Origin of the sequence: Spiroplasma endosymbiont of Dasysyrphus albostriatus, assembly GCF_964019495.1 — a bacterium.
Taxonomy (GTDB): domain Bacteria; phylum Bacillota_I; class Bacilli_A; order Mycoplasmatales; family VBWQ01; genus Spiroplasma_E.
Map to the genome: position 1 here is coordinate 185,982 of NZ_OZ026447.1, position 26,033 is coordinate 212,014.

At 22.6% G+C, this 26,033-nt stretch carries 36 protein-coding genes; 21 read left to right on the plus strand and 15 right to left on the minus strand.

Going from position 1 to position 26,033, the window contains the following annotated elements:
* Positions 1-17 precede the first annotated feature (17 nt).
* Positions 18-827, minus strand: a complete 810-nt coding sequence (locus AACL11_RS01210; RefSeq protein ID WP_338987869.1) for a hypothetical protein — start codon at positions 825-827, stop codon at positions 18-20.
* A 211-nt stretch (positions 828-1,038) separates the two neighbouring features.
* Here AACL11_RS01210 and AACL11_RS01215 point away from each other — a divergent pair, with 211 nt between their 5' ends.
* The gene (locus AACL11_RS01215) at positions 1,039-2,283 is read left to right on the plus strand and encodes an ISNCY family transposase (RefSeq protein WP_252319108.1); all 1,245 of its coding nucleotides are present in this window, start codon (positions 1,039-1,041) and stop codon (positions 2,281-2,283) included.
* Positions 2,284-2,445: 162 nt separating this feature from the next.
* On the opposite strand, the gene AACL11_RS01220 is transcribed toward AACL11_RS01215, so the two are convergent.
* A complete protein-coding gene (locus AACL11_RS01220; RefSeq protein ID WP_338986545.1) occupies positions 2,446-3,330 on the minus strand; it encodes a hypothetical protein in 885 nt (294 codons plus the stop codon).
* Between the two features lie 323 nt (positions 3,331-3,653).
* Between AACL11_RS01220 and AACL11_RS01225 the strand changes: the two genes are divergently transcribed.
* The 4 genes from AACL11_RS01225 to AACL11_RS01240 all read left to right on the plus strand — a co-directional run bounded on the left by AACL11_RS01225 (position 3,654) and on the right by AACL11_RS01240 (position 6,346).
* Positions 3,654-4,013 carry a helix-turn-helix domain-containing protein gene (locus AACL11_RS01225; protein ID WP_338973555.1) on the plus strand — a complete coding sequence of 120 codons (360 nt, stop codon included), beginning with the start codon at positions 3,654-3,656 and terminating at the stop codon, positions 4,011-4,013.
* Positions 4,014-4,041: 28 nt separating this feature from the next.
* Positions 4,042-4,542 carry an IS630 family transposase gene (locus AACL11_RS01230; RefSeq protein ID WP_338988531.1) on the plus strand — a complete coding sequence of 167 codons (501 nt, stop codon included), beginning with the start codon at positions 4,042-4,044 and terminating at the stop codon, positions 4,540-4,542.
* Positions 4,543-4,838: 296 nt separating this feature from the next.
* Positions 4,839-5,735 (plus strand): SGNH/GDSL hydrolase family protein, encoded by an 897-nt coding sequence (locus tag AACL11_RS01235; RefSeq protein WP_338988532.1) that lies wholly within the window; start codon positions 4,839-4,841, stop codon positions 5,733-5,735.
* A gap of 89 nt (positions 5,736-5,824) precedes the next feature.
* A complete protein-coding gene (locus tag AACL11_RS01240) occupies positions 5,825-6,346 on the plus strand; it encodes a ferritin-like domain-containing protein (protein WP_174481292.1) in 522 nt (173 codons plus the stop codon).
* 561 nt (positions 6,347-6,907) lie between these two features.
* On the opposite strand, the gene metG is transcribed toward AACL11_RS01240, so the two are convergent.
* From metG to AACL11_RS01260, 4 genes are all read right to left on the minus strand, one after another.
* On the minus strand, positions 6,908-8,491 hold the full coding sequence (gene metG / locus AACL11_RS01245; protein ID WP_338987870.1) for a methionine--tRNA ligase: 1,584 nt from the start codon (positions 8,489-8,491) through the stop codon (positions 6,908-6,910).
* Between the two features lie 208 nt (positions 8,492-8,699).
* Positions 8,700-8,912, minus strand: coding sequence for a hypothetical protein (locus AACL11_RS01250; RefSeq protein ID WP_338987871.1), 213 nt, complete (start codon positions 8,910-8,912; stop codon positions 8,700-8,702).
* A 373-nt stretch (positions 8,913-9,285) separates the two neighbouring features.
* On the minus strand, positions 9,286-9,858 hold the full coding sequence (locus AACL11_RS01255) for an IS630 family transposase (RefSeq protein ID WP_338988471.1): 573 nt from the start codon (positions 9,856-9,858) through the stop codon (positions 9,286-9,288).
* Positions 9,815-10,174 (minus strand): helix-turn-helix domain-containing protein, encoded by a 360-nt coding sequence (locus AACL11_RS01260; protein ID WP_338973555.1) that lies wholly within the window; start codon positions 10,172-10,174, stop codon positions 9,815-9,817. Before AACL11_RS01260 ends, AACL11_RS01255 begins: the two co-directional genes overlap by 44 nt.
* Positions 10,175-11,282: 1,108 nt before the next feature.
* Between AACL11_RS01260 and AACL11_RS01265 the strand changes: the two genes are divergently transcribed.
* The 12 genes from AACL11_RS01265 to AACL11_RS01320 all read left to right on the plus strand — a co-directional run bounded on the left by AACL11_RS01265 (position 11,283) and on the right by AACL11_RS01320 (position 15,495).
* Positions 11,283-11,801, plus strand: a complete 519-nt coding sequence (locus tag AACL11_RS01265) for a hypothetical protein (RefSeq protein WP_338987696.1) — start codon at positions 11,283-11,285, stop codon at positions 11,799-11,801.
* A 135-nt stretch (positions 11,802-11,936) separates the two neighbouring features.
* On the plus strand, positions 11,937-12,233 hold the full coding sequence (locus tag AACL11_RS01270) for a hypothetical protein (protein ID WP_338987872.1): 297 nt from the start codon (positions 11,937-11,939) through the stop codon (positions 12,231-12,233).
* On the plus strand, positions 12,233-12,697 hold the full coding sequence (locus AACL11_RS01275) for a hypothetical protein (RefSeq protein WP_338987873.1): 465 nt from the start codon (positions 12,233-12,235) through the stop codon (positions 12,695-12,697). Before AACL11_RS01270 ends, AACL11_RS01275 begins: the two co-directional genes overlap by 1 nt.
* Before the next feature lie 2 nt (positions 12,698-12,699).
* Positions 12,700-12,993: a hypothetical protein gene (locus AACL11_RS01280; RefSeq protein WP_338986729.1), complete on the plus strand. Its 294-nt coding sequence runs from the start codon at positions 12,700-12,702 to the stop codon at positions 12,991-12,993.
* 3 nt (positions 12,994-12,996) lie between these two features.
* Positions 12,997-13,158, plus strand: a complete 162-nt coding sequence (locus AACL11_RS01285; protein ID WP_338975126.1) for a hypothetical protein — start codon at positions 12,997-12,999, stop codon at positions 13,156-13,158.
* Positions 13,159-13,175: 17 nt separating this feature from the next.
* Positions 13,176-13,382 (plus strand): hypothetical protein, encoded by a 207-nt coding sequence (locus tag AACL11_RS01290; protein WP_338987700.1) that lies wholly within the window; start codon positions 13,176-13,178, stop codon positions 13,380-13,382.
* Positions 13,382-13,663, plus strand: coding sequence for a hypothetical protein (locus AACL11_RS01295; protein ID WP_338987645.1), 282 nt, complete (start codon positions 13,382-13,384; stop codon positions 13,661-13,663). The genes AACL11_RS01290 and AACL11_RS01295 overlap by 1 nt, the downstream gene beginning before the upstream one ends.
* The gene (locus AACL11_RS01300) at positions 13,663-13,899 is read left to right on the plus strand and encodes a hypothetical protein (RefSeq protein ID WP_338987874.1); all 237 of its coding nucleotides are present in this window, start codon (positions 13,663-13,665) and stop codon (positions 13,897-13,899) included. The genes AACL11_RS01295 and AACL11_RS01300 overlap by 1 nt, the downstream gene beginning before the upstream one ends.
* 129 nt (positions 13,900-14,028) lie before the next feature.
* Complete coding sequence (locus tag AACL11_RS01305) at positions 14,029-14,853, plus strand: hypothetical protein (protein ID WP_338987875.1); 825 nt, start codon at positions 14,029-14,031, stop codon at positions 14,851-14,853.
* A 16-nt stretch (positions 14,854-14,869) separates the two neighbouring features.
* Positions 14,870-15,100, plus strand: coding sequence for a hypothetical protein (locus AACL11_RS01310; protein WP_338987876.1), 231 nt, complete (start codon positions 14,870-14,872; stop codon positions 15,098-15,100).
* Positions 15,101-15,119: 19 nt separating this feature from the next.
* Positions 15,120-15,308: a hypothetical protein gene (locus tag AACL11_RS01315; protein WP_174481134.1), complete on the plus strand. Its 189-nt coding sequence runs from the start codon at positions 15,120-15,122 to the stop codon at positions 15,306-15,308.
* Between the two features lies 1 nt (position 15,309).
* Positions 15,310-15,495, plus strand: coding sequence for a hypothetical protein (locus AACL11_RS01320; protein ID WP_338987877.1), 186 nt, complete (start codon positions 15,310-15,312; stop codon positions 15,493-15,495).
* Between the two features lie 31 nt (positions 15,496-15,526).
* Here AACL11_RS01320 and AACL11_RS01325 read toward each other — a convergent pair.
* The 6 genes from AACL11_RS01325 to AACL11_RS01350 form a co-directional block, all read right to left on the minus strand.
* A protein-coding gene (locus AACL11_RS01325) for an IS5 family transposase (protein WP_422397937.1) occupies positions 15,527-16,316 on the minus strand; the annotation gives its coding sequence in 2 pieces (ribosomal slippage) (positions 15,527-16,049 and positions 16,048-16,316; 792 coding nt in all).
* 37 nt (positions 16,317-16,353) lie between these two features.
* Complete coding sequence (locus AACL11_RS01330; protein WP_338987879.1) at positions 16,354-17,268, minus strand: Mbov_0396 family ICE element transmembrane protein; 915 nt, start codon at positions 17,266-17,268, stop codon at positions 16,354-16,356.
* A gap of 273 nt (positions 17,269-17,541) precedes the next feature.
* Positions 17,542-17,712 (minus strand): hypothetical protein, encoded by a 171-nt coding sequence (locus AACL11_RS01335; protein WP_338987880.1) that lies wholly within the window; start codon positions 17,710-17,712, stop codon positions 17,542-17,544.
* Positions 17,713-17,714: 2 nt separating this feature from the next.
* Positions 17,715-19,373, minus strand: coding sequence for a hypothetical protein (locus AACL11_RS01340; protein WP_338987881.1), 1,659 nt, complete (start codon positions 19,371-19,373; stop codon positions 17,715-17,717).
* Between the two features lie 128 nt (positions 19,374-19,501).
* A complete protein-coding gene (locus AACL11_RS01345) occupies positions 19,502-20,074 on the minus strand; it encodes a hypothetical protein (RefSeq protein WP_338987882.1) in 573 nt (190 codons plus the stop codon).
* Between the two features lie 64 nt (positions 20,075-20,138).
* Positions 20,139-20,426, minus strand: coding sequence for a hypothetical protein (locus tag AACL11_RS01350; RefSeq protein WP_338987883.1), 288 nt, complete (start codon positions 20,424-20,426; stop codon positions 20,139-20,141).
* Between the two features lie 339 nt (positions 20,427-20,765).
* Between AACL11_RS01350 and AACL11_RS01355 the strand changes: the two genes are divergently transcribed.
* Positions 20,766-20,900, plus strand: a complete 135-nt coding sequence (locus tag AACL11_RS01355; RefSeq protein WP_338987884.1) for a hypothetical protein — start codon at positions 20,766-20,768, stop codon at positions 20,898-20,900.
* Here the strand turns inward: AACL11_RS01355 and AACL11_RS01360 are convergent.
* The 3 genes from AACL11_RS01360 to AACL11_RS01370 all read right to left on the minus strand — a co-directional run bounded on the left by AACL11_RS01360 (position 20,886) and on the right by AACL11_RS01370 (position 22,783).
* Positions 20,886-21,675 (minus strand): IS5 family transposase gene (locus AACL11_RS01360; protein WP_281747819.1). Its coding sequence is split into 2 segments (ribosomal slippage): positions 20,886-21,413 and positions 21,415-21,675, totalling 789 coding nucleotides; the frame shifts between segments, so codons are not numbered across the junction. The genes AACL11_RS01355 and AACL11_RS01360 overlap by 15 nt on opposite strands.
* A gap of 219 nt (positions 21,676-21,894) precedes the next feature.
* On the minus strand, positions 21,895-22,467 hold the full coding sequence (locus tag AACL11_RS01365; RefSeq protein ID WP_338988471.1) for an IS630 family transposase: 573 nt from the start codon (positions 22,465-22,467) through the stop codon (positions 21,895-21,897).
* A complete protein-coding gene (locus tag AACL11_RS01370) occupies positions 22,424-22,783 on the minus strand; it encodes a helix-turn-helix domain-containing protein (RefSeq protein WP_338973555.1) in 360 nt (119 codons plus the stop codon). The genes AACL11_RS01365 and AACL11_RS01370 overlap by 44 nt, the downstream gene beginning before the upstream one ends.
* Before the next feature lie 218 nt (positions 22,784-23,001).
* Here AACL11_RS01370 and AACL11_RS01375 point away from each other — a divergent pair, with 218 nt between their 5' ends.
* Genes AACL11_RS01375 through AACL11_RS01385 form a run of 3 tightly spaced genes read left to right on the plus strand, consistent with a single transcriptional unit; the run spans position 23,002 to position 25,887 of the window.
* The gene (locus AACL11_RS01375) at positions 23,002-23,130 is read left to right on the plus strand and encodes a hypothetical protein (protein WP_338987885.1); all 129 of its coding nucleotides are present in this window, start codon (positions 23,002-23,004) and stop codon (positions 23,128-23,130) included.
* A gap of 16 nt (positions 23,131-23,146) precedes the next feature.
* On the plus strand, positions 23,147-24,346 hold the full coding sequence (locus AACL11_RS01380; RefSeq protein WP_338987886.1) for a hypothetical protein: 1,200 nt from the start codon (positions 23,147-23,149) through the stop codon (positions 24,344-24,346).
* A gap of 14 nt (positions 24,347-24,360) precedes the next feature.
* Positions 24,361-25,887: a hypothetical protein gene (locus AACL11_RS01385; protein ID WP_338987887.1), complete on the plus strand. Its 1,527-nt coding sequence runs from the start codon at positions 24,361-24,363 to the stop codon at positions 25,885-25,887.
* Positions 25,888-26,033 lie beyond the last annotated feature (146 nt).

A 26,033-nucleotide genomic window follows, 5' to 3' on the forward strand; every position in this document is an offset into this window, starting at 1 on the left:
CTCTTTCTATTTTTTGACTACAAAGATGGTTTAAATTTATTTTCTAAAGATAAATTTTGTAATCTTGTTGAATCTTCATCTAAATTTATATCTTGTCAACCATCAGTTTTTATGTTTTCTCTTTCTAAAAATAATTTGTCTCTTGACACGTCTTTATATAAGGTTGTAACTATATCTAATAATGCATCATAACATTTTTTATCACCAATCTTTAATTCTTTAATAGTTTTTTTAAAATTACTTGCATATTCCTCATATTCTTTTAATATAAGTTTCTTATTACTTTTATCTTGAAAATAATTATCTAAAATAATTTTTCATATTTTATTTTCAATATCTCGTATTTCTCTATCTTCTTTTGATAAGAAATTATTTTTCTCATTTTTACTTTTTTCTTCTAATATTTTACATCTTTGTAACTCTAAATCTTTTACTTCTTCTTTTTTATCATCTATAAATAAATGCAAACAAGCGATTTTTTTATTAAGTCTTGCTTTTTCATTCTTTAATTCTACAATTTCTTTTTCATTCTTATTTTTTTTTATTTTTTCTTTATTTTTTGTTTCAATTTTTTCTATTTTTGTTTCAATTTTTTCTATTTTTTTTAATTTTATGTTTATCTTTTTTTCTGCTTTTTCAATTTCTTCAAGTTTTTCATCTTCAACAAAAAACATATATTTAAAAAATATTTCTTTACTGTGTAACTTCATATATTCTGAATTTCTTAATTCTTCTTTTTCAAGTTTTTGTTCAAAAAGAAAAACTCACTCTTCTACTATTTTTGAATTAACTAAATTTTCAATTGCTTCTGCTATATTTCTACTCATTTTTCCTATTCCCTTTCAATATTTTATAAAAAACCCATTTACTTTAAAACAAAGTAAATGGGTAAAAAACCAATCTTTTAATTTAAAATTAACACATTTTATTTTTTTTACAATAAAATTATTTTTAATGTCATTATTTAGTGATAATTTCCTATTAGTTATCGAGTGAAAATTTCCCAAAAAGTGAGGTTAAATATACTTGGTGATAAATATGGAAAGAAGCATGACTATGAAAGAAAAATATAAATATAAAATTATAAATGACATTATTATTAATAAATTATCTAAACATCAGGCCAAGAATAAACTTAACCTAACTATTAGAAGAATTAACCAATTAATTAAAATTTTCAATAGAGAAGGTAAAGTTGGTTTTATTCATAAATCTAGAAATAAAATTTCTAATAAAGTAACAAAAATTGAAATCAAAAATAAAATTATAAACTTATATAAAACAAAATATTATAATTTTAATTTTCAACATTTTCATGAAAAAATAATTAGTGAAGAAAAAATTAAAATTTCATATAGCACACTTTATACTATATTAATCAAAGAAAAAATTATTTCACCAAAAAGACATAAAAATAAAAAAAATAACTTACATCCAACTAGAAATCGTAGAACAAATTTTGGTGAATTAATTCAAATGGATGCAAGTAATCATCATTGATTTGGTAATGATAAACCAAAAGCATTTTTACATGCTGCAATTGATGATGCTACAGGAAATATTGTTGGACTATGATTTGATCATCAAGAAACATTAGATGGTTATTATAATGTTTTTTATCAAATTTTAACTAAATATGGCATACCAAAAACATTTTATACTGATAACAGAACAGTTTTTGGATATAAGAAAAAAATTGATGCAGGAAATATAAATACAGAAAATGATACTTATACTCAATTTCAAAAGTGCTGTAATGATTTAGGTGTTGAAATAATTAGAACTTCAATTCCACAAGCTAAAGGTAGAATCGAACGCTTATTTGGAACGCTTCAAAGTCGATTAATTAGTGAACTTAGACTTAATAAAATTAAAAATTTAAAAGAAGCTAATCAATTTCTTAAAATATACATAAGTATTTTTAATAAACAATTCGGTTTTCCTATTGATGATAATAAATCTGCTATGATTAAAGCTCCTATACAAGAAGAAATAAATATTTATCTTTCAAGATTTTCTAAAAGAAAAACAGATAGTGGTTCAACTATAACATACTATGGTAAAAAGTATTTTTCTTATAAAAATAATAAAGTTCAATATATACAACCCAGAACTGACGTAATTGTACTTAAATCGTTTATTAATGAGTTATATCTTAGTTATAATAATCAAATATATCAACTAAAAGAAATACCACTAAAGCCAATTATCAAAGAAGATTTGATAAAAACTAAAAAAGTTTATATACCAAATAAAGACCATCCTTGAAGATATGGTTATTAATAATACATAATTAAAATTAGGCAAAAAATAGAATTCTATAAGAGATTTTATTTTTTGAATACTAAATCATATAAATTTTTAAATCATTTGTATATGAGCAAATTTGGTGTCTTAAAATTAATTTTAAATATATAAAGATATTACAATTGTAATATCTCGTTTTTAAATTTGTGGCAAGCTTGGTTTATATCCGCTTGTTGAAGATTGAACTTGTAAATCTGTTGAATTTATTTCTGAAATATTTAAATTTGATTCCATTTTGTTATTTAGATTTAATTTTCCATAAATTGCTAAACTTAAGACATCATTACACATATCTAAAATAGTTTTATTAATAAATTTAGCAAAACTTTTTTCTTCTGCAATAGAACCATCACCACTTCCCTTATAAGTTGCATTCAAATCTAAATTCGTATTTGTCAAATCAATTCCATATAAATATCATTCTTTGGTGCTGATTTTGTTTGCATAATGTTTTCCTAAATAGTAAATTTTGTCTTTTTTGTTAGTAACATTAATGCCAGTTTCTTCTCACATTTCATCAATAACTGTTTGATAATGAGTCTTATTTTCAACTCCACCAGTTATAGTGCTATATTCACCTATTTGCTTATTTTTAAATAATGGATTGTATTCTTTATTTAATAAATAATGATATTCATTATCTTTTAAAACATAGGGCAAAATGGCAACTCCTTTATTATTATTTCAAGGTTCTTCAACACCACAGTAAAAGTCTTCTTTAATTAATTTTACAAAAGTAGTTCCTCCATTTGTACATGTACCATTAAAAAATTCTAAATTTTCTAAACCACCATTAACATGTCTTTTTTTATTATACTTTTTATGACGATGTTTATGATTAAAAATTTCAGGTTGTTTTAAATTAATTGGTAGTTGTTGTAAATTAGTTAATGATTCTTGTAAAGTTATTGAGTTAGTTAATGATTTTATTGGCATAGATTGTACTTTTTGTTTTTCATTATGAAATAAAGGAATACTTAATATTCATAATTTAAATAAATAACTTGGATTAAAATATTTCATTTTAATACCTCTTTCAAAATAAGAATTAATAAAAATATATCTAAAATTATATATTGATTTTAACATTTTTTTTAATTTTGTAGAAAAATAGTGATATTGATAAAATTTAATTTTAATTAATGATTTTGGGAAATTTTTACTCAATATTGACATAAAATTATTTTTAAAAATTGCATTAAATTTAATAAATAATTAAATTTATATAGCTAACGAAAGTAATGTTTACTCATAAATAATGTAAAATAATAATATGTAATTTAAACAATTCTTGCACTTACAAGTATAATTCAGCAATAATTAAAATAGATTAGGAAGATTAAATTATGCCAAAACCATACAGTGAGGACTTACGAAGAAAAGTAATAGAAGTTTATGAAAGTAAAAACATGAAAATTAAAGAAATTTGTAAAGTGTTCAATATCACTAGAAAGACTTTATTTTTATGAAGAAAAAGAAAGCAAAAAACCGGAAATATAAAACCAATTTTGAATTATCAAAAAGGACATAGCCACAAAATAAAGGATTTAGATGAATTAAAAAATTATTTAGCAGAAAATAAAGATGTTACAGTTCAAAAAGTAATTGAAAAATTTGGTGATATGACAAAAGAAACAGTTTATAACTATTTCAAAAAACTAAATTATACATATAAAAAAAACTTTTCTATATGAACAAAGAGATAAAAATAAACAAGAAGATTTTTTAAAAGAAATAGCGAAAATAATGAATGAAGATTTGGTATATATTGATGAATCTGGAATTGATGATAATGAATTTTATAAATATGGTTGGTCTGAAAAAGGTAAAAGATTATTTGATAATAAACCTGCATATAAAATAAAGAGAATGAGTATAATTGGTGCACTAAATAAAGGTAAATTAAAAGCTCTATGAGCATTTGAAGGACATTGCAATAGTAAAATTTTTGAATCATATGTTAAAAATATACTAATTCCAGTATTAAAGTGTGGACAAATTATAGTTTTAGATAATGCGACGTTTCATAAATCTAAAGCAACAAAACAATTAATTGAAAATGCTGGATGCAAACTATTATTTCTTCCACCATATTCTCCTAATTTAAATCCAATTGAACATTTTTGATTTGCTATAAAACATAATATAAGAAAAATATTACCAAATTATTGACCAAATATTAAAAACGCGATTGATTTTGTTTTTCAAGATATGAGTAAACATTACTTTCGTTAGCTATATAATCATTCTTTAAAATCAATTTTTATTTTTGTAATAAAACCTTATTTACTCATTACTACTAATATGGTAATATGAAGGTAATAACTTACTATTAAGTTAAGTTATTAATTTTTAAAAGAGAATATAGTTTTCTTTTAAAAATTACCTTCATATTTAAATTTTTAATGAGAAAAGGAATTTATCAAATGAAAACATTTTTAATAAATATCACTCTGACAGCAATAACTTTAACTGCTGGAAATGAAATGATAGCAAAACATTTTAATGAACCAATAAGTGTTAAATAACAATTATATGTCCTTGGTGACAGTTTATCAGATAATGGTAATTTAGCTAATATTTTTACTTATGATACTTGAAATATAGATAAAGTTAAATTTCAAGAACCTTTTTATCATAATTCATTTACTAATGGCGATGTTGCTGCTAGTATTTTAGCGAAAAAACTAGGAACAGAACTATTACCAGCTTGATATCAAAAAGGTAATAACTATGCTGTAGGTGGAGCACAAGCCGGACAAAATCATAGTTGAGAATATCAATTATTCTTAAATCATTATTCTATTGACCACCAAGCTAATCAATTATTAAAAGATCATAAAATACAAAAAAATGATGATATTTTTATTGAAATAGGTGGTAATGATCTGCTTTCTGCTATGGATGAAAATTCAACAGCAAAACAAGAGTCAATTATTAATAATGCAATAACAACTGAATTTGAAACTGTTGATACATTAATTAATGCTGGTGCTCAAAATTTAATAATTGCCAATGTGCCTAACATTAGTAATATTCCAAAATATGTTAATGAAAAACAATCTGTTAAAGAAGTAGCAAATCACTTATCAAATGAATATAATAACAAATGAAATGATAAAATTACTGAATTAATGAAAAATAATTCTGATATTAATATCAGACCGTTTGACTTAGAAACTAATTTTAGTGATTTATTATCTGAAGCACAAGAAATAGGAAAAAATATTACTAATGAATCAATAAAATGATCAATTCCCGGTTTAGCTTTAAATTTAAATCCAAGATATATTGATGGAACAACTCCAGAAACTATTAATAATAATTTTTTCTTTGATTATGTTCCCCAAATAAATGAGCACATGATCAAATTGGTCTTGAACTATTCACTGAACTTACTTCATAAAAAATGTAACACAAACAATTAATTAACAATATTTTTATTCTTAATTTATTTTAATATATATAGTATTAAAGTAGTATAATACATATAAAGCCAAGAAAGAAGGTGTATTTAATGATTAAAAAGATTAACGATGATCTAAATGATTATATTAGTGAACATCTAAAATATCAAATGCTTAGTTTTAAATTAAGTAATGATGCAAATCAAAAAGGATATCCTGGGTTTGCACGCTTCTTCCAAGTAGAAGCAGCTGATGCTGTTGTTCATATTCGTAAAATTTGTAACTATTTAATGGATCAAGATGCTCAAGTTGAAATTAAAGACATTAAAGTTCCAACTTTTACTACAAAAAACATTGAAGAAGCATTAAAAAAATTAAAATCTACTAAAGAAGAATTACTTGATTTTACTAATAAACTTGTTAAAAGTGCTCGTGAAAATAATGATAATTTAACTGCGAAATTTTATGACTGATTCTTAATTGATTTCTATGAAGAAATTGCTTATGAAAAAGACTTATTGGATTGAATTGCAATGTCTAATAGTAACCTTTATAAAATTGACAAACGTTTACTAAAAACTGAAGAGCCAGATACTTTAAAAGTTATTGTTCCATTTTATGAACCCGAATAAATTTCATATTTAACTCTTAATTTTCACCAAAAATGTATAAAAAAATTATACATTTTTTATTTTTTTATAAAAATTTGTTGTATTTTTTTGTTTTTCTTCTACTTGATAGTTTAAACTGTATTTAATATTTCTGCTTTTGTTTCCAAAGGTAATTGAGATTCTATTAAGCCCCTATTCTCTCATTTTTGTTTGCTTGCATTTTTTGATTGTTCTGATAAAGGTTGCTGTAACTCTGGAATTTCAGTACTTATTAATTTTCATACTTCATTTAAAGATGTTAATTTTATTTCTTCTTCATTTAATTTATTTTTAATTTTTTGTTCTTCTTTTTTTTGATCTTGTCAACTAGGTTTCTCATTTTCTTCATTTATTTCGGTTTGGATTTCAATACTTACTAATTTTGATTGATTAATTGTTCTTAAAGTCTCCTAAATTTTTTCCTTTTTTTCTCTAATTGCATTTTCTATTATTTCTTACAGTAATTGGTATTTCTCCAATTCATACAAAATGAATTGAATATTTATTATCTATAACTGGCATTTTTTTAATAACTCTTATATTTTATTTAAATGCATTGTTTAAAAATGATAATTCATCTTCAATATTTAATCTTGGAAATAATAATTCTTTTTTATTAACAGATTTATTAAAAACTTCATTCAAGTTAATATTGACTATTGGTTTAGTAATTTTTAAGACACCCAATTGTTCATGAATTTTTAATGAACTATTAACCAAAATTGGACTTAATAAAGCACTACTAATAATTAAAATATTTGCTAATAAATTTAAAATATTATGTAATTCAATAGTTTTATTATTTTTATGTAAATCTCATGGTTTTGTTAAATCAATTAATTTATTACCACTAGTTATTAATTTAAAAACGACATTAATTGCTTCATGAATTTGATACTCATCCATTTCAATATTAAAATCATTAATAGTACTTTTAATAATTTTAATTATTTCTATTGCTTCTGGTTGTAGCTTATTTAAATTAACTTTGGGAATTTTACCATCACAATATTTAATGATCATTGTAACTGTTCGCGAAAGCAAATTACCTAAATCATTAACAAGATAAGAGTTATAACAATTTAAAAATAATTCATGACTATATTTTGCATCATGACCAATAATAATTTCTTTCATTAAAAAAAACCGTAATCCATCGGCACCATAACGATTTACTAATACTAAAGGATCAATAACATTACCTTTTGATTTTGACATTTTTCCTTCTTCATTAGTAATTCAACCGTGGGCCAAAATTCGATTTGGTTGTCTCAAGTTTAATGCCATTAATAAAATTGGCCAATAAATCATATGAAAACGACTAATTTCTTTACCAACTAAATTCACAATTTCACAATTTGAATCTAGTCAAAATTTTTTAAAATTAATGTCATCATCTTGTAAATAACCTAATCCTGTTAAATAATTACTTAATGCATCAATTCAAACATAAATAACATGTTTTGGATCTTCTAATACTGGTACCCCTCAAGTAAAACTCGTTCTAGTAACACTTAAATTTTCTAAACCTGGCGTAATAAAATTATTAATCATTTCTGTTTTACGATTAAGTGGTCATAAAAATAATGGATGTTCATCATAATATTTTAATAATTGTTTAGTATATTTTTCCAATTTTAAAAAATATGATGGTTCTGATAAAGTAGTAATATTACCTTGACATATTTTACATGTATTATTAGTTTTATTAATTTGGCTATCTGTCAAAAATTCTTCACAAGAAATACAATATGACCCTTCATATTTTCCCAAATAAATATCATTTTGTTTTAATAATTTGCTAAATATTTTTTGAACACTTAAAATATGATTTTTATTAGTTGTTCTAATAAATTTATCATAATCAATATTTAAGTTTTTTCATAAATTCTTAAACCCAACAACAATATCATCAACAAATTTTTGTGGAGTTTGTTTATTTTCATCCGCCTTTTTAGCAATTTTTTGACCATGTTCATCACTTCCAGTTAAAAAGAATACTTCATAACCTTGCATTTTCTTATAGCGAGCTAAAACATCAGCAATAATTGTTGTATAAGCATGTCCCAAGTGTAATTTAGCACTAGGATAATAAATAGGGGTAGTAATATAAAATTTTTTTGTCATTATTTGCTCCTAAATTTAATAATTATAATTTTACATTAAAATATCATTATTTATTGTAATACTTATTTAAATTAATAATATTTTATTAATTTTTATTTTTTTATAAAATGGAACATTTTTGTTGATATTGATTTTCATTAAAACCATTATCAGAGTTAACAGCATCTATATTAACGTTTAAGTAAAACTGATAATCACTATTTACGTGTTAAATAACACTACTTTTTTCATTATCATAATTATTTACTGGTAAATACTGATTACCGTTACTCATTAATGGTTGATTTTGTAATTTTCTTGAACTTGCAAAATCATATCAATGTCTCAAAAGATCATTTTTTTCTCATTGTCTTCTTTTTTCTTTTTCTATTTTTTCTAAAATATTATTAAGTTTTAAAATTTTTAATCCAACCTTTTTCAATTCTTCTTTTTGATTACTTATATTAACTTTTTCACATACTATTTTGTTAATTCGTTTTTTTTCAAAATTATAATAACCAAAAGTTAAAAACTTAACTAATTTATTCTTAAATTTAAAAATTTTACTTGTTTTTTTGTTTTTCGAAAATTTCTAACTTTTTAATACTATTTATATTATAAGAAAGAAATATAGATTGTTTTTTAATATTTGACTGCAATGTTTTTTCACATTTATATTTCTTATTATTAATATAATATAATATTATTTTTATTTTATTAATTTTCTTTTTTAATAAATTAACATCTATTTCTCCATTATCTTTTAAGTATCGATCATCTAAAACATCATAAAAGTGTTCTTCACTATCATATAGCTAACTAAAGTAATGTTTACTCATATCTTGAAAAACAAAATCAATCGCGTTTTTAATATTTGGTCAATAATTTGGTAATATTTTTCTTATATTATGTTTTATAGCAAATCAAAAATGTTCAATTGGATTTAAATTAGGAGAATATGGTGGAAGAAATAATAGTTTGCATCCAGCATTTTCAATTAATTGTTTTGTTGCTTTAGATTTATGAAACGTCGCATTATCTAAAACTATAATTTGTCCACACTTTAATACTGGAATTAGTATATTTTTAACATATGATTCAAAAATTTTACTATTGCAATGTCCTTCAAATGCTCATAGAGCTTTTAATTTACCTTTATTTAGTGCACCAATTATACTCATTCTCTTTATTTTATATGCAGGTTTATTATCAAATAATCTTTTACCTTTTTCAGACCAACCATATTTATAAAATTCATTATCATCAATTCCAGATTCATCAATATATACCAAATCTTCATTCATTATTTTCGCTATTTCTTTTAAAAAATCTTCTTGTTTATTTTTATCTCTTTGTTCATATAGAAAAGTTTTTTTTATATGTATAATTTAGTTTTTTGAAATAGTTATAAACTGTTTCTTTTGTCATATCACCAAATTTTTCAATTACTTTTTGAACTGTAACATCTTTATTTTCTGCTAAATAATTTTTTAATTCATCTAAATCCTTTATTTTGTGGCTATGTCCTTTTTGATAATTCAAAATTGGTTTTATATTTCCGGTTTTTTGCTTTCTTTTTCTTCATAAAAATAAAGTCTTTCTAGTGATATTGAACACTTTACAAATTTCTTTAATTTTCATGTTTTTACTTTCATAAACTTCTATTACTTTTCTTCGTAAGTCCTCACTGTATGGTTTTGGCATAATTTAATCTTCCTAATCTATTTTAATTATTGCTGAATTATACTTGTAAGTGCAAGAATTGTTTAAATTACATATTATTATTTTACATTATTTATGAGTAAACATTACTTTCGTTAGCTATATCTTGTAATAAAATTAAAATCTTGATCTATAAAAGGAAAACTATTATCGATTTTGTATTTCTTCATAATTTTCACTCCTTAAACTTATATAATCTAGTGACTAATTACAATATTTTCTTAATCTTTTATATTTATTGATTATTAGATAAAATAATTTACGAAATAATTTATTCCTATATTAGTAACTTATTTCCAAAATTACCATTTAAAAATGATGATAGACAAATTAAATTCTCTTTTACCCTTAAATTTATATTCGACGTATTTTAAAAAATATACATTTAAAAAAATAAAAATTATTAACAAGGAAAAAGACAAGAAATAATCTTGTCTTTTTTTGTAATTGTAAAATTTTAAAATTTTTATTATTAACATCCTTTAAATATCTACTACACGCAGTGACCAAGTAGGAGAAAGTTAATAATTAATAACCCTCTTTAACGCTATTATCAACACGTGTTAGGGAACTAAAAAAGTGAACTACAACACAGTTGTTAAAAATAGTAGCTAGAACATGTGGACTTGCATGGATAAATAAAAAGTGGAGTGATACCTAATAAATTATACTAACCAGTAATGGTAATTCTTGGGGTGGGAGCGAATTGGAAACTAGTATATATAGACCTGCTTAGGGAACCTACTATATTAATTCTATTCTTTATTTAACCAACCTTGCCACTCCCCAGTGAGCAAGTGTTGGTTTTATTTTTTATTTTTTTTTGAAAATTTTTTTGGGCGAGAAAATAAATTTCAAACTTGTAAAAAAAATTGAGCGGTGCCGGTTCAATTAAAATATTAATTTGTTTAACACAAATTAAATAAATATTGAATCGAATGCCTCAATGTTTTTTAAAATTTCATAATTTATTTTTGAGCCCAGAATTGATGGAATGAATAAAACGAATAGTAGTATTATTAATAATCTAAAAATCAAAATATATGTTCTTTATGCTAGAAGCAACAGGACATATTAGGAAAGGATTATTATGCAAATAGAATTTAAAAAAGAACAAATTGTTAAAGATAAACCACAATCTATTCTTATTGATTATGGTGAATATAAATTACAATGTCCAAAATGAATGGTTAAAAATAATAGTTTTATTGCTGATGATAAATATACATATTGAGTTTTTAATTTAGAAAATATTAAAAGAGAATTAAGCGGTAATGAATTAATAAAATTATTAGAACCATATATTAAAGACCAAAAAATAACTGTTAATAAACCAACTATTCCAAAAGAATATTATATTAATGATATAAAACTTGAACCATTAACATTTTATGAACAGCATAATAGTTGATTTATGGGTGAAATAACAGATAACAAAACTAAAATTACTAATCCTTGTTTTAAATATAACATTACGTGAGAAGAAAACAGAAAAGGTTTTAAAATAAATAATCCATATAATAAAGATGATTTACCAATTAATTACATAGTTACTTCATATAAGGAAATTTCAACTCATAATGAAAAAGTATTTTTGTTGAACATGTAAACAACATAAATTTGATTATTTATTCTTTAATACTAATGATATAAAAACAAGAAAAAACTTTTTAAGAGACAAAAACGGTAAAGCAATTTGTTATGACTGTATCTTAAATGTTAAGTTAAGTAGGGGGTATAAATAATGAATAAAGAAAAACCATTTTCTTATAAAGACCAAGAAATTATTAATGAATATAATAAAAATCGTAGCAAAGAAATAACAGAAGAACATTTAAATAATATAGAAAAATTAAGAAAAGATTTTAAAAAAGAAGTAATTAATCAATATAAGGAAAATTTAATTAATTATCTTGAAAATGAATTTATGGAATTACTTAAAGATGATATGAGTGATGTAATTAAAATTAATATTAGTAATTGAAAACTTAAATTAATAATGAAATTACAAGAAAAAATTCAAAATTGTGACCTTGAATAATGCAATATGACTTAATTATTGGTATTGACCCCGCTGGTATTGGTAATAATGGAATTGTTATATATTCAAATGAAACTAATAATATTGTTTTTAATGAAACATTCAATACATTAACTGTTTTATGAACTAAAAATATTTATAAAGAAAAATTTCAATTAATTAAAGAAAAATTTATTGATAAAAAAATATTAGTTATTGTAGAAAATTTCTTTTTAAGTTCAAAACAATTATTAACTAATCCATTAGCAACCCCTAAAATTATTGGTGCATTAATGGTATTAGTACAAGATGTTATAAATTGAGATTATCTAGAAAGTGAACCAAAAAATAAAACTAAAATAGAAAATTATAAAGGAAATATAAAATTAACAAAACATGAACAAGATGCTTATAAACATATTCAATATTATTTAAAAAATCATAAAAAAATATTAATTTTTGATAATTATTTAAGGAAATTATAAAAATGAAAGATAAAACAAATTATGTCAAATTAACAGTAAAACTTAGTAACACTATTGAAGCAAAATATTACGAAAAAGGTAATAAAGAATTATATTATAGTGTTCGTGGTCAATGAAATGGATTAAACTATGTTACTTTAATTTTTAATAAACCAAAACTTTATAGACGCTGTATTTTATTAAACAAAAACGATGAAATTATAGTAACTGGTGAAATCTTTAATACTTTAAATATTAAAAAAAATCGTGCATTTTGTTCAATTAATGTTAAATGATTTAAAAAATGAAAAGAGTAAAAAATGATATTATGAAAAATTTTATTAATAGTACCAATATTAATAACAAGTATAACACTAATAATAATTTTAATATTTATTATTAAAGAATTAAAAAATGAATATAAAGTATTGAAAATATTAAATGAAATTGCTAATCAAATTGAAAATAAGGAAATAAAATAATGAAATGTTTTCTTTGTATGGATGGAGAAATATATTCCCCAAAAACCTTATATAAAATAAAAAAACTGAAAAATTTAATTTATAAAGATAGAGATATTGATAGTGAAGATTTTAAAAAAAGATATGAATATCTTTTAAAAAAATTAGGTGACATTGATAAACAAATAATTTTAATAAATTTATTAATACATCAAGAAAAAAAATATAGAAAGGAAAGTAAATAATGAATAAAGAAAATATACCATGTTGTTTTAGTGAAGTTAATGAAGTTGGTAAACATATAACTAATTGTACTAATTTACCAACAAAATTAGATAAAGATAATGTTCAAATAAGATATTTTTGTGAAGAACATATGATTAAAGTTGAAAATATAAGAAGAAAAATGGCTCAAAAATATATTAATGAATATAAAGAAAAATTACTTGAACATATTAAAAATATAAATTTTAAAGGAATTTTCGGTTTATTAATTGAAAAAATAGAAAATGGAGAAATTGACTAATGATTATATTACCTACTTTATTTGAAAATAAAGATGAAATTGAAATATTATCACCATTTCCAAAAGCAATTCATACAAGTAATGATATTAGAGCAATTATTTTAAGACAATACCCAAATGTTAAATCAAAACACATAATTGTTTCTGACCCTGAAAGTAATGTTGCATTAATAGTTGGTGATAATGATGTTTATCAAGGTTGAATTAAAGTAACAATTAAACAATTAAAAAATTAAAGGAGAACAAATAAATGCAAAAGGAAAAAATTAAAATTAGAAATTATGAATTTGAATTAAATTCTTATGTAGTAGATTCATTATTAGATGTTATAAGAGAACTGATAAAAACAAATAAAGGAGAATAAAATGCCAAACGAAAATACACAATCAAATTATACTTTAACTAAATTAATTAGAACTGGTATAAGTCCAATTTGTGCAATGATTGGTACAAGTGCTTATTATGGTCAAGTAATAGGTAATCCAGTATTAGGTTCAATTAATAGTTTATTATTTGGTAAAAAATTAGGTTTAGATATTTGAAATTTAAATCAAAGACCAAATACTAAAACTAAATTAATTAATAGTAGTAAAAAAATATTATTAGGATTAGGAACAATTGGATTAGCAAATTATAGTAAATGAACAGAAAATAATATTAGTCCTATTATTCCTACAACACCAACTCCAATAACTACTACAACTACAACTGAAGGTCCTCCATGATTATTATTAAATAAACAAGAAAATCAATTATTAATGGATTGAGATACTTATATTTCATTAAATGCTTATGGTATATCAAATCTTATTAGTGGATTAACTGAGTTAATACCTAATAAATTTGAAACAATAAGAAAGATTTGTAATATGGCTACTGATGGATGTTTAATTTCAAGTGGAGTTACTATGGGTATTAATAATGATTTTAATAATGCTTATGCAGTACCTACCATAATTGCTGGTGCTTCTGAAATTATCAATAATTTATTACCTATGGAAACCACACATCATAATGAAGAAATGCAAGAAACAGCATTTAATAATGAAACTGCAAGATTAATTAATGATAATAGATTCACAATTAATAGTGAAACAACTAGTCAATATGGTAGTGATAATATGAGCGAAGTAGCATTAAATCACGATAATGCTTCATTAAATTGAGATTATAATCACATGAGTTTATAAAGGAGGTGAATAATTTATGAATAAAGATATAGAAAAAGATTTAAAAATTATAAAAGAGAAAAGAGAAACGCTTAAATTTAGTTATGAAAGATTAAATGAAGCATTAGATTTAAGAAATAAATTAGTTAATAGATATGATGGTATTGCAACTCCAAACCAACAAGAATTAAGTAACAAATTAAATAAAAAAATTGATAATCTTATTAGATTTATTTTAAAAAATGAAAGTGAAATGGAAAATAAATAGTTGAAAGGAAAATATTGAAATGAAAGAATTTTTACATGAATTAATAATTATTGGAACAAGTGTTGGAACATTAATTTGCAGAGAAATTATTGTTTTATTAAAAAGATTTATCACAACTCCAAAACATGTTAGAGCAAATAACAAAATTATCAAACATCAAAAAAAATTAGCAAAATTAAACGAAAAAATTAATAAAGGAGAAAAATAATATGACAAAAATTGAATTTAATGAAAAATATAGAAAAGATAATATCAAAATTGATAGAGATTTTGATTTAGATATAGGAAATTGTTTTAAATTTTCTGATATTGAAATATTGGAAAATGCTGTTAATGATTATAAAAAATTAATAAGTGAAATGCCACAATTAGTTAAAGATTGATTATTGGGATAAGATTAGGAAAATGTTAAATGTTAGAACCTGTTTAGGATCTTTTTAATAAAATTGAAATAAAGAAAAGAACAACCATTTGTAAGCTAGTATTTAATTTTCTTTCACAATTTTTTCATAATCTTCTGCATTTTTCTAATCATGCAAAACTTCGTTCTACAACTCATCTTTTTGGTAATACTACAAAAGAATGTAATTCATTACGTTTGATAACTTCAACATTTGCATTTATGATTGTTTTGATTTTAAAAGCAAATTTTTCACCAGTATAACCAGCATCTACTAGTATTTTTTGAACTGCAGAAAGATTATCTTTTTCATTTTCAATCATTATTATAGCACTATTACGATCTGTTTTTTCTGCTGTGGTTATGTAAATTGCATGTGGTAAGCCTTGAGAATCAACAGCAATATGACGCTTTATTCCTGAAATTTTTTTACCAGCATCATAACCTTTATTTTTAGCAGTATCTGTGTTCTTAACACTTTGTGAATCAATTATACAAAAACTAGTTTGTTCTTTTCTGTCATTATTGATACGAACTTTTCTAACTAATTTTTTTTAAAATTAATTGTCAAGTGCTAGGTTTTTGACCATCATTTTTACTTCAAATTTGGAAATAATAATATACAGTTTGTCATTTTGGAAAATTTTTTGGTAACATTCTTCATTGACAACCACTTTTTAATACATATAAAACTGCACAAAATACTTCATATAAATCTAAATTTCTTGGTTTTGTTTTCTTTTTGCTATTTTCTAAAATTAATCTTATGTTCTCAAATTGTTCTTTAGTAACATGACTTGGATAATTTTTATGCATATATACCCCTTATCTTAAAATATATAGTCATTTTACGTTATTTTATAAAAGATTCCAAACAGGTTCTTAAAAAAATAATGGCAATATTAATAAATCTTGCAATTGTTACTTCTTTTCAAGCACGAAATCTTTTTCCTTCATCTTCAATACATCATGCTATTGGTAAGGGTGACATACAAAATAAAATTAAAAGTTCAAATGCATTTCATATCAACATAATACCAATCAAAAACATTGAATAGCAAACAAACAATTCAGCAATAATACAAATTATAAAACTAAAATTATTACTATCTTCAAATTTTCAATCATCTGGAACATAATTAAAATAATGAATACCATTTTTAAATGATGAATTAAAAACAGTAAGTCCTAAGTCAGTTGTAGATAAATTACCACTTTCAGCAATAATTTTTGTTATACCAATAATTAAAGTATTTAAAATAATAAACATTATCGGAATAAATACAACTCCAATCAGAGCAAATAAAATGTTAGTTACTCCACTTTTTAATTTTATTGTTTTAACATTATGTTTAGCATTCATTATTTCAAACATTTTTAAAGTAAAAAATAATGTCATTAATCCAATAGCAATACCACTAACAATTACAAATGGTTTTGGGACATTTAAAAATGTTGAATTATTACCAAATAAAAATTCAGTTAAAAGTCCGCCACTTGCCATATAAACAATAATTACTTGAAAAGAACTTAATACCCATAAAATAGGACTAATAAATATAACATATAAAATTGCACAAACAGCTTCTAAAACAGACTCAACAAATCCTCCAACTAAATTTTTACTTTGTAAATCATTATTAATATTTAAATTATCATAATTTAAAAAATTACTTATGTGCAATAAATCGCTATTTGTAGGATTAAATCAATGTCATACAGCAAAAACAACAGCAAGTATAATAACTAAAATTAAAAATATTGGCAAAAATATAAAAGTGAAAATTTTAAAAATTAATTTTGAAATTTTAAAAAATATTTCTAAATCTTCAACCTGTTTTAAAACTTTTACATCTTTAAATTTACGATTTGTTTTTAAATTTCTTATTTTGGGAAAAAGACCCCTAATTCCTTTCCTTTCTCTGCCTAAAATAAACATAATAAATTAATTAAAGTATTTGTAGAGAAAGAATTAGCAATAGTATGTCTAAGAGCAAGTACAATTACTGGAGCAAGCAATCCAAGTGCCAATGCACATAAATTAAAAATAATAGCGTTTCTTTGCTCTTTTTTTTGCTTCAATAGTTTTTGCAGACATCATAGCAGTAGCATGTGAAATAATACATCAACTTGCTCATGATATAAATATAGTCATAACAATAGGAGTAATTATTAAAATTAATTTATTTACTAATTCAACTGTTTCATTCATTTTTATTCACTCTCACTTTCGTTATTTTCTTGACTTTCTTGTTTGAATTTTTTTCATCTTTTACCTATTTTTTTAGGAAGTATATAAAATTTATAAATACAATATGGCACAACAATAAAAACTAAAATACTTGCTATTATAATTCCAAATCAAACTAAAAATGATAAACCACCATTATTATCTGATTGTTTTTCAATTTTTAGTTCAAAACTTTTTAAACTTTGCACACCATTATAAAAAACTGTCACAGAAACAACATCATTTGGTTTGAATTGATTTGTTGTTATTTTTTTAACTATTTTAAACGTTATTTTTGAAATATCAAAATTATTTGTATATTCATTAGGTATATTTACAAACTTTGGTAACATCATTTTTATTTTGTCTATTAATTCATCTTCACTTATTAAATTTTTAATTTCAATTTTATTATTTTTAGATATATATTCTTCAATTGCATTAGATAATTCCTGATTAGTAGCAAGTTTTTTATTTCAATTAATACTTTGTTTAATAATATTATTTAAAGCTAATGATTTAAAATTTTTAATTTTTTCTTTATCAATTCCATTCAAAAATGCTCAATCATAAAAATAATTTCCTTCATTTGTTATTCAAAAATCAGATATTTTATTATTTTCATCATTTGAAACTACTAAATAATAAAATTGATTATTACCAATATCATCACTAGTTTCAATTAAATATCTACCAAGATAAGCATTTAATTGTGAACCATCAATTTTATACATGCTAGTTAAGTCAAAATTTTTACTTTCTCCATTTTTTTCTCAATTTTGATTTAAACCATATACTATACCAGTCAATGATGTTGTGAGAGTTGGTTTTTCTAATTTTACTTCAACTGCGGTTTTACTATAAAAAACATCATTTGTTAATGGGATATCTCCTATATTTGAAGCATTTGGCAATATTCCTGAATAATCTTTTACACTTCCACCAATTGTTTTATTTATAGAAATTGTAGGAGTAGTTAATAAACTTGAAACAATAATCTCTGAATTATATTTTTTAGAATCAATTGTAAAATAAGTATTAATTTTAAAATCTATATCTTTTTCTTCTTTTAAATCTTTGGGTAAATCAGCAATTCAAATTTTATTTGTATATTCTAAGCTTTGTAAATTAATTTTAACGTCATCAATTTCGTTACCTTCTATTTTTAAATGTAACTGTCCATTAGTAACTATTTGATTATCATTTAATCAATACATACTTTTTGTTTTGTCTTTTAAACTAAAATTAGTTCTGTTTTTAGTTCAATTTAAAATATTTTCTAAAAAATAAAAGCCATTTTTTGTAACAAAATATATATTATTTTTATTATCAACATCAATTCATAAAATATTATTATTAATTTTTTCAAATAGTTTTTTTGGTGTTTGGGAACCATTTTCTAAAATATATAATTCTGATAATTTGTCGAAAACATCAAAAACCCCAAAATAAACATTATTATTTTTATCAATTAAAACATTTTTATCAACTGAATGTGGAATATTGGTATTTTCTGTTGTTTTTATTAAAATAAAATTAACTTTATCAATTGATTTAATTAAACCGTTGTTTGTACCTAAATACATATTGTTTTCACTATCGAAATTAATAGATTCAATGGATGTTTTAGGTTGACCAGGCACACCTAAAATCTTTTCGGGTTTTGTTGCACCACTTTTTAAAACTCATAAATAATCTACATATTCTGCTCCAAAATAAACATTATTATTTTTATCAATATTAATAGATAATATTCGATCTTTTATATCTCTTAACGCAATAGGATTATTAAAATTAAGATTTTTAAAATAAATGCTCCAACTTCACCACCCACAGGAGGATAAGCACCCAAATACATGTTATCGTGACTATCAATAGTTATAGCATTAAATGGTTTACTATCATCATTTAAACATTTTATTGTTTTACTTTCTCCTTTTTTTAAAACATATAAACCAAAAAGAGCAGGAGGGTTTCAATTCGTAACTGCTCCAAAATAAATATTATCCTTACTATCTTTTGCAAGAGAAGTTATACCTCAAGAAGAAGTATCAATAATTTGAATAAAATCTATGCCATTAACACTTTCTCATAATCCATTTTTATGTGTTCCTACAAAAGTTTTATCTTTTGTTTTTAAATAATATTTTGCTTCTTTAAATTCAACTTTTTGTTGTGGGTCAATAAATTCGGTTTTAGAATTTTGATTGTCAAAAATTTCATTTGAATAACTTACAACATCTTTTTGATTATTAAAAATAGTATTTGAAACGAATTGGTTAACTATCGGTGCTATTGAAGTTACTAACATAAAACTAGCAAGTCATATTTTTATTTTTTTCATGATTTTATCTCCTGTTTTATTTTTTCTCTATATTTCCATATAATACTAGTAAATTATACTTATTTTAGGCACAATTACTAGTTCGATTTTCATTAAAACTTTTTAAAATTTCTTTTAAAGAAAAATATTGATTAAACTTCTCACCTAAAGTTTTAATATCAAACTGTCATTTTTTATTATCAGTTTTTAGTCATAAAGTTTCACTAATGATTTCTTCTAAATTTCATGTTTGAAAAACTAGTATAGAATTTGCTTCAATAAAATTAACATTACATTTATCACTTAAATTATTTTCTTTTAATCAATTTTGATAAGTTGATAGAAGCTCTTGCTCTTTATTTGATAACTGCATTATATTCAGCTTCTTTACTTTTATATTTGCTATATTTCATAAAAAATCTTCCTTTCAAATTGGGTTTAAAAATAAAAATCGCAACAAAGTAATAGGTTGCAACGCGTTTATTTTTAAATTTCTTTAGATGAAAGAAAGACAAAAATATATCTTTATAGATAGGTCATAATTTTCAAGTGGTTGTACCTATTTTTAGTATTTAATTTTTATAACTTAACTTTATCATAATTATTTTTAATTGCAAATAAAAATAAAGTGTCATTATTTAGTGATAATTTCCTATTAGTTATCGAGTGAAAATTTCCCAAAAAGTGAGGTTAAATATACTTGGTGATAAATATGGAAAGAAGCATGACTATGAAAGAAAAATATAAATATAAAATTATAAATGACATTATTATTAATAAATTATCTAAACATCAGGCCAAGAATAAACTTAACCTAACTATTAGAACCTGTTTAGAATCTTTTTAATAAAATTGAAATAAAGGAAAGAACAACCATTTGTAAACTAGTATTTAGTTTTCTTTCACAATTTTTTCATAATCTTCTGCATTTTTCTAATCATGCAAAGCTTCGTTCTACAACTCATCTTTTTGGTAGTACTACAAAAGAATGTAATTCATTACGTTTTACAACTTCAACATTTGCATTTATGATTGTTTTGATTGCAGAAGCAAATTTTTCACCAGTATAGCCAGCATCTACTATTATTTTTTGAACTGTAGAAAGATTTTCTTTTTCACTTTTAATCATTATGATAGCACTATTACGATCTGTTTTTTCTGCTGTAGTTATGTAAATTGCATGTGGTAAACCTTGCGTATCAACTGCAATATGACGTTTTATTCCTGAAATCTTTTTACCAGCATCATAACCTTTATTTTCAGTAGTATCTGTATTTTTAACACTTTGCGAATCAATTATACAAAAACTAGTTTTTTCTTTTCGATGATTCTTAATACGAATCTTTTTAACTAATTTTTTTTAAAATTAATTGCAATACACTAGGTTCTTTATCATTGTTTTTACTTCAAATTTGGAAATAATAATATACAGTTTGTCATTTTGGAAAATTTTTTGGTAACATTCTTCATTGACAACCACTTTTTAATACATATAAAACTGCACAAAACACTTCATATAAATCTAAATTTCTTGGTTTTGTTTTCTTTTTGCTGTTTTCTAAAGTTGATTTTATGTTCTCAAATTGTTCTTTAGTAACATGACTTGGATAATTTTTATGCATATATACCTCTTATTTTAAAATATATAGTAATTTTACATTATTTTCTAAAAGATTCTAAACAGGTTCTTAGAAAATGAAAATAATGTTCAACAAACAACTGAACCTTTAACTGAAAACAATGCTTCTTCACAAGAAATAGAAAATAAAGTTAATGAAGCAGAAAACAAGTTAAATAAACTTAATCAAGAAATAAAAGAAAAAGAAATAATTAATATATAGCTAACTAAAGTAATGTTTACTCATATCTTGAAAAACAAAATCAATCGCGTTTTTAATATTTGGTCAATAATTTGGTAATATTTTTCTTATATTATGTTTTATAGCAAATCAAAAATGTTCAATTGGATTTAAATTAGGAGAATATGGTGGAAGAAATAATAGTTTGCATCCAGCATTTTCAATTAATTGTTTTGTTGCTTTAGATTTATGAAACGTCGCATTATCTAAAACTATAATTTGTCCACACTTTAATACTGGAATTAGTATATTTTTAACATATGATTCAAAAATTTTACTATTGCAATGTCCTTCAAATGCTCATAGAGCTTTTAATTTACCTTTATTTAGTGCACCAATTATACTCATTCTCTTTATTTTATATGCAGGTTTATTATCAAATAATCTTTTACCTTTTTCAGACCAACCATATTTATAAAATTCATTATCATCAATTCCAGATTCATCAATATATACCAAATCTTCATTCATTATTTTCGCTATTTCTTTTAAAAAATCTTCTTGTTTATTTTTATCTCTTTGTTCATATAGAAAAGTTTTTTTTATATGTATAATTTAGTTTTTTGAAATAGTTATAAACTGTTTCTTTTGTCATATCACCAAATTTTTCAATTACTTTTTGAACTGTAACATCTTTATTTTCTGCTAAATAATTTTTTAATTCATCTAAATCCTTTATTTTGTGGCTATGTCCTTTTTGATAATTCAAAATTGGTTTTATATTTCCGGTTTTTTGCTTTCTTTTTCTTCATAAAAATAAAGTCTTTCTAGTGATATTGAACACTTTACAAATTTCTTTAATTTTCATGTTTTTACTTTCATAAACTTCTATTACTTTTCTTCGTAAGTCCTCACTGTATGGTTTTGGCATAATTTAATCTTCCTAATCTATTTTAATTATTGCTGAATTATACTTGTAAGTGCAAGAATTGTTTAAATTACATATTATTATTTTACATTATTTATGAGTAAACATTACTTTCGTTAGCTATATTTAAAAAATATCAAGTTAAAAATGAATTTTATGATTATTTAAAATTTAAAACTAATAATTTAGAAAATTCAAAAATTGAAGAAATTATTAAAAAAATGATTAAAGAACAACCAGTATTTAAAGAAACAATTAATACAGGTGGCAAACCACAAACAATAATAACAAATCAACCAAATTCAATAAAAAGTACATTATTGGATTATAAAAATAAAAATAAATTATAAGGAAGGAAAATAAAAAATGGAAGTACCATTCAAACAAAATTTAGATAATACCGAAAAATTAGTAGAAGCACCAGAATTTATAGAATTTTTTAAACAATCAAATAGTCCGTGGGCAAGTTTTTTTCCTATCGAAATGGTTAATTCAACAAGAATTGAATTTATAGTTAAAAAACCAAAAGACCCAAAAGTTAAAGTTCTTCAATGAAATGATAAAAGTAAAAGAATAGATGTTGGATATGCTGATACAGATAAAATTATTAAAGAAATTACAGAAGAAGCCGTTGCTGGCGAAACAATTGCAGCAAAAGATTTATTAGCAGAAAATGGTCAAAATTTATTACAAAGTATGCAATATGAAGTTGCTAATGATTTAGCAGATTATTTAGCTAATAACAATACTAATGTAATTGCAAAATATGCAATTAAATTTATGATTGAAAAATCAACAGAACCAAAAGCACAAGCAATTAAATATGTAGAAGCAATGTTGGGGGCATGAAATACATTATTTCAATATAGAAATATTGCAAATTGTAGATTCTTTATTACTAATTCTCTTTATGATAGTATAGTTTATTTGGCAGATAATAAAGGTTTAATTACTGATAATGAAATTGCACAACAATTAAGATTAAATGGTAATGATTTATATATTAAAGGTGTTTTATGTCAAATTGTAATGGATGACTATATGACTTTTAAAAATGATAAAAATGATGATGAAATTATGTCATTTGTTTTAGCAACACCAAGAGCAATGAAAAAATATATGTTGCAAGATACAATTATTTATGTTCAAGAAGTGGCAGATGGTAAAGTTGGAAGAATGTATTTAGTTGGTGGAGAAGTTACAGGTCAAGCCATACTTTATATTTCTAATAATGAAACAACATCACGTTGAATGGCATGTGGAATTATTAATACTGATAAAACTGATTTAAAAACTAAAATTACAAATTTAACAACTGATATTACTGCAAATGTTAATAACAATAATAGTGAATTAAATACACAAATAAAAAGTACTAATGAACTTAAATCATTAAATCCAAATTTAACAAATCCAACTATTAAATATTTTAGTGACGCACAAGGAAAAACTAATGTAAGTAATCAAAAACAAAAAGCAGGTGACTTATATATAACTATTACTGCAAATGTTAATGACTTAAATTATAAAGGAACAACAAATCCAATTAAAATAACTCTTAAATAAAGGAAATTAATACCATGCCAATTGGTACAACTAGTACAGCAATACTTTTAAACATAAATAAACCAAAACATACTAGAATAAGTAAACAACAAGAAAATAAAAGTTTTTGATGAGAAATTTTAGAAATGATTGGTGTACAAGTAATAGCAGTAGCGCTTGCTCCTTTTACTGGTGGATTAAGTGAAACTTTTGCACTTGGATTAGGTGCAAGTGATTTAATTGCTAGTATTAGTGCTGTTGGTGTAGAATTTTTAACTGATTTTACTATTAATCAAGTTTATGATTATTTAAAAGGAAATGTAACAAAATTAAATACTTTCTTTAATGTATTACCTGCATTTGCTGGACTAAATAAAATTAGTCGTGGTTATCGTACTACTAAATTTATTAAACTAGCAGAAAAAACTAAAACATTAGAACAAATAGGTGTTAAAGAAGCAAAAAATTTACAAGAAATTATTAGTCAAATAAGTGGAAAAGAAATTTTAACAGATAAAATTATTGGTAATAAACGTTATTTAATGAATTATAGTTTTACTCCTAATCGTGAAACAGTATTACGAGATTTAGGTTATGTTGCTGAAAGACAATATAAGAATAATTTTCAAAAATTAGAAGCACAAGAGTTAAAAGATTACTTATTATTACAAAATACATTAATAAAATTAAGTCCACAATTAACTCCTAAATTTAAGATTAAAGATATTGAAAAAGCAAATAATTTTTTAAAAAAATATAATACTGAATTAAAAGAAGTATTAAAAATGAATCAACATGATTGATTAAATTTAGTTCATACAATACATACAGAAAATAGATATGGAAAAACTTTAATTTTGGATTTACAAAAAATTCGTGCCAATGCTATTAAATTTAATTTTAAAAATAGTATTATTCATCAACTTGTTTTAAAAGCAAATCAAACTTTTAAATATTTTGATATTAGATTTTACTTAAAAAAAGGTTTAAATAAATTTTGAAAAGATACACCATATTTTGAAAAAATACGAGAAAGTATATATAAATTACAAGAAAAATTTGAAAAGTTAGAAAAACAAGCATTTGAGAAAATTAAAAAATTAAAAGAAAAAGCAACTGATTTATTTACTAGTGTAGAAAAAAGAGCAATTAAACATGCACAATTAATTCCATTAAATTCCCCAGTATTTATGGGTTGCAAAATTCAACCTTTATCATTAGATAAATGTGCAATTACTATTTATCATCGCAATCCTAAATATAAACCAATTACAGTTGTTGATAGTATTCTTAAAGCAGAAACTTTTGTTACTCAAATACATCCATTCCATTGATATCGTTGATATAGTGGTTGATACATTGGTTATGGTGTTAATCATAATAAATGATTAAAAGCAATAGCATTTGCTCCACCAGTGGTACAACAAGTAATTAGAGATAGTTTTAAAGTATATAGAGAAATATTTAGAACTATTAGAACTTATCATAAATTAGTAAATGTTATTAATAATCCTATGTCAATATCGAGTGAAAATTTCCCAAAAATATTTATCAAAAATTAAATTATTTTGGAAAGTTACACTGTTAAATAAACACAAATTCTAAATAACCCCTAAAAATTTAGTTCCTTGTTTTCATATAGCAACTTTTTTATTTACAAACCAATTTTTAATGAATATAATAAATATGAATTAAAAATAGTTTTAGA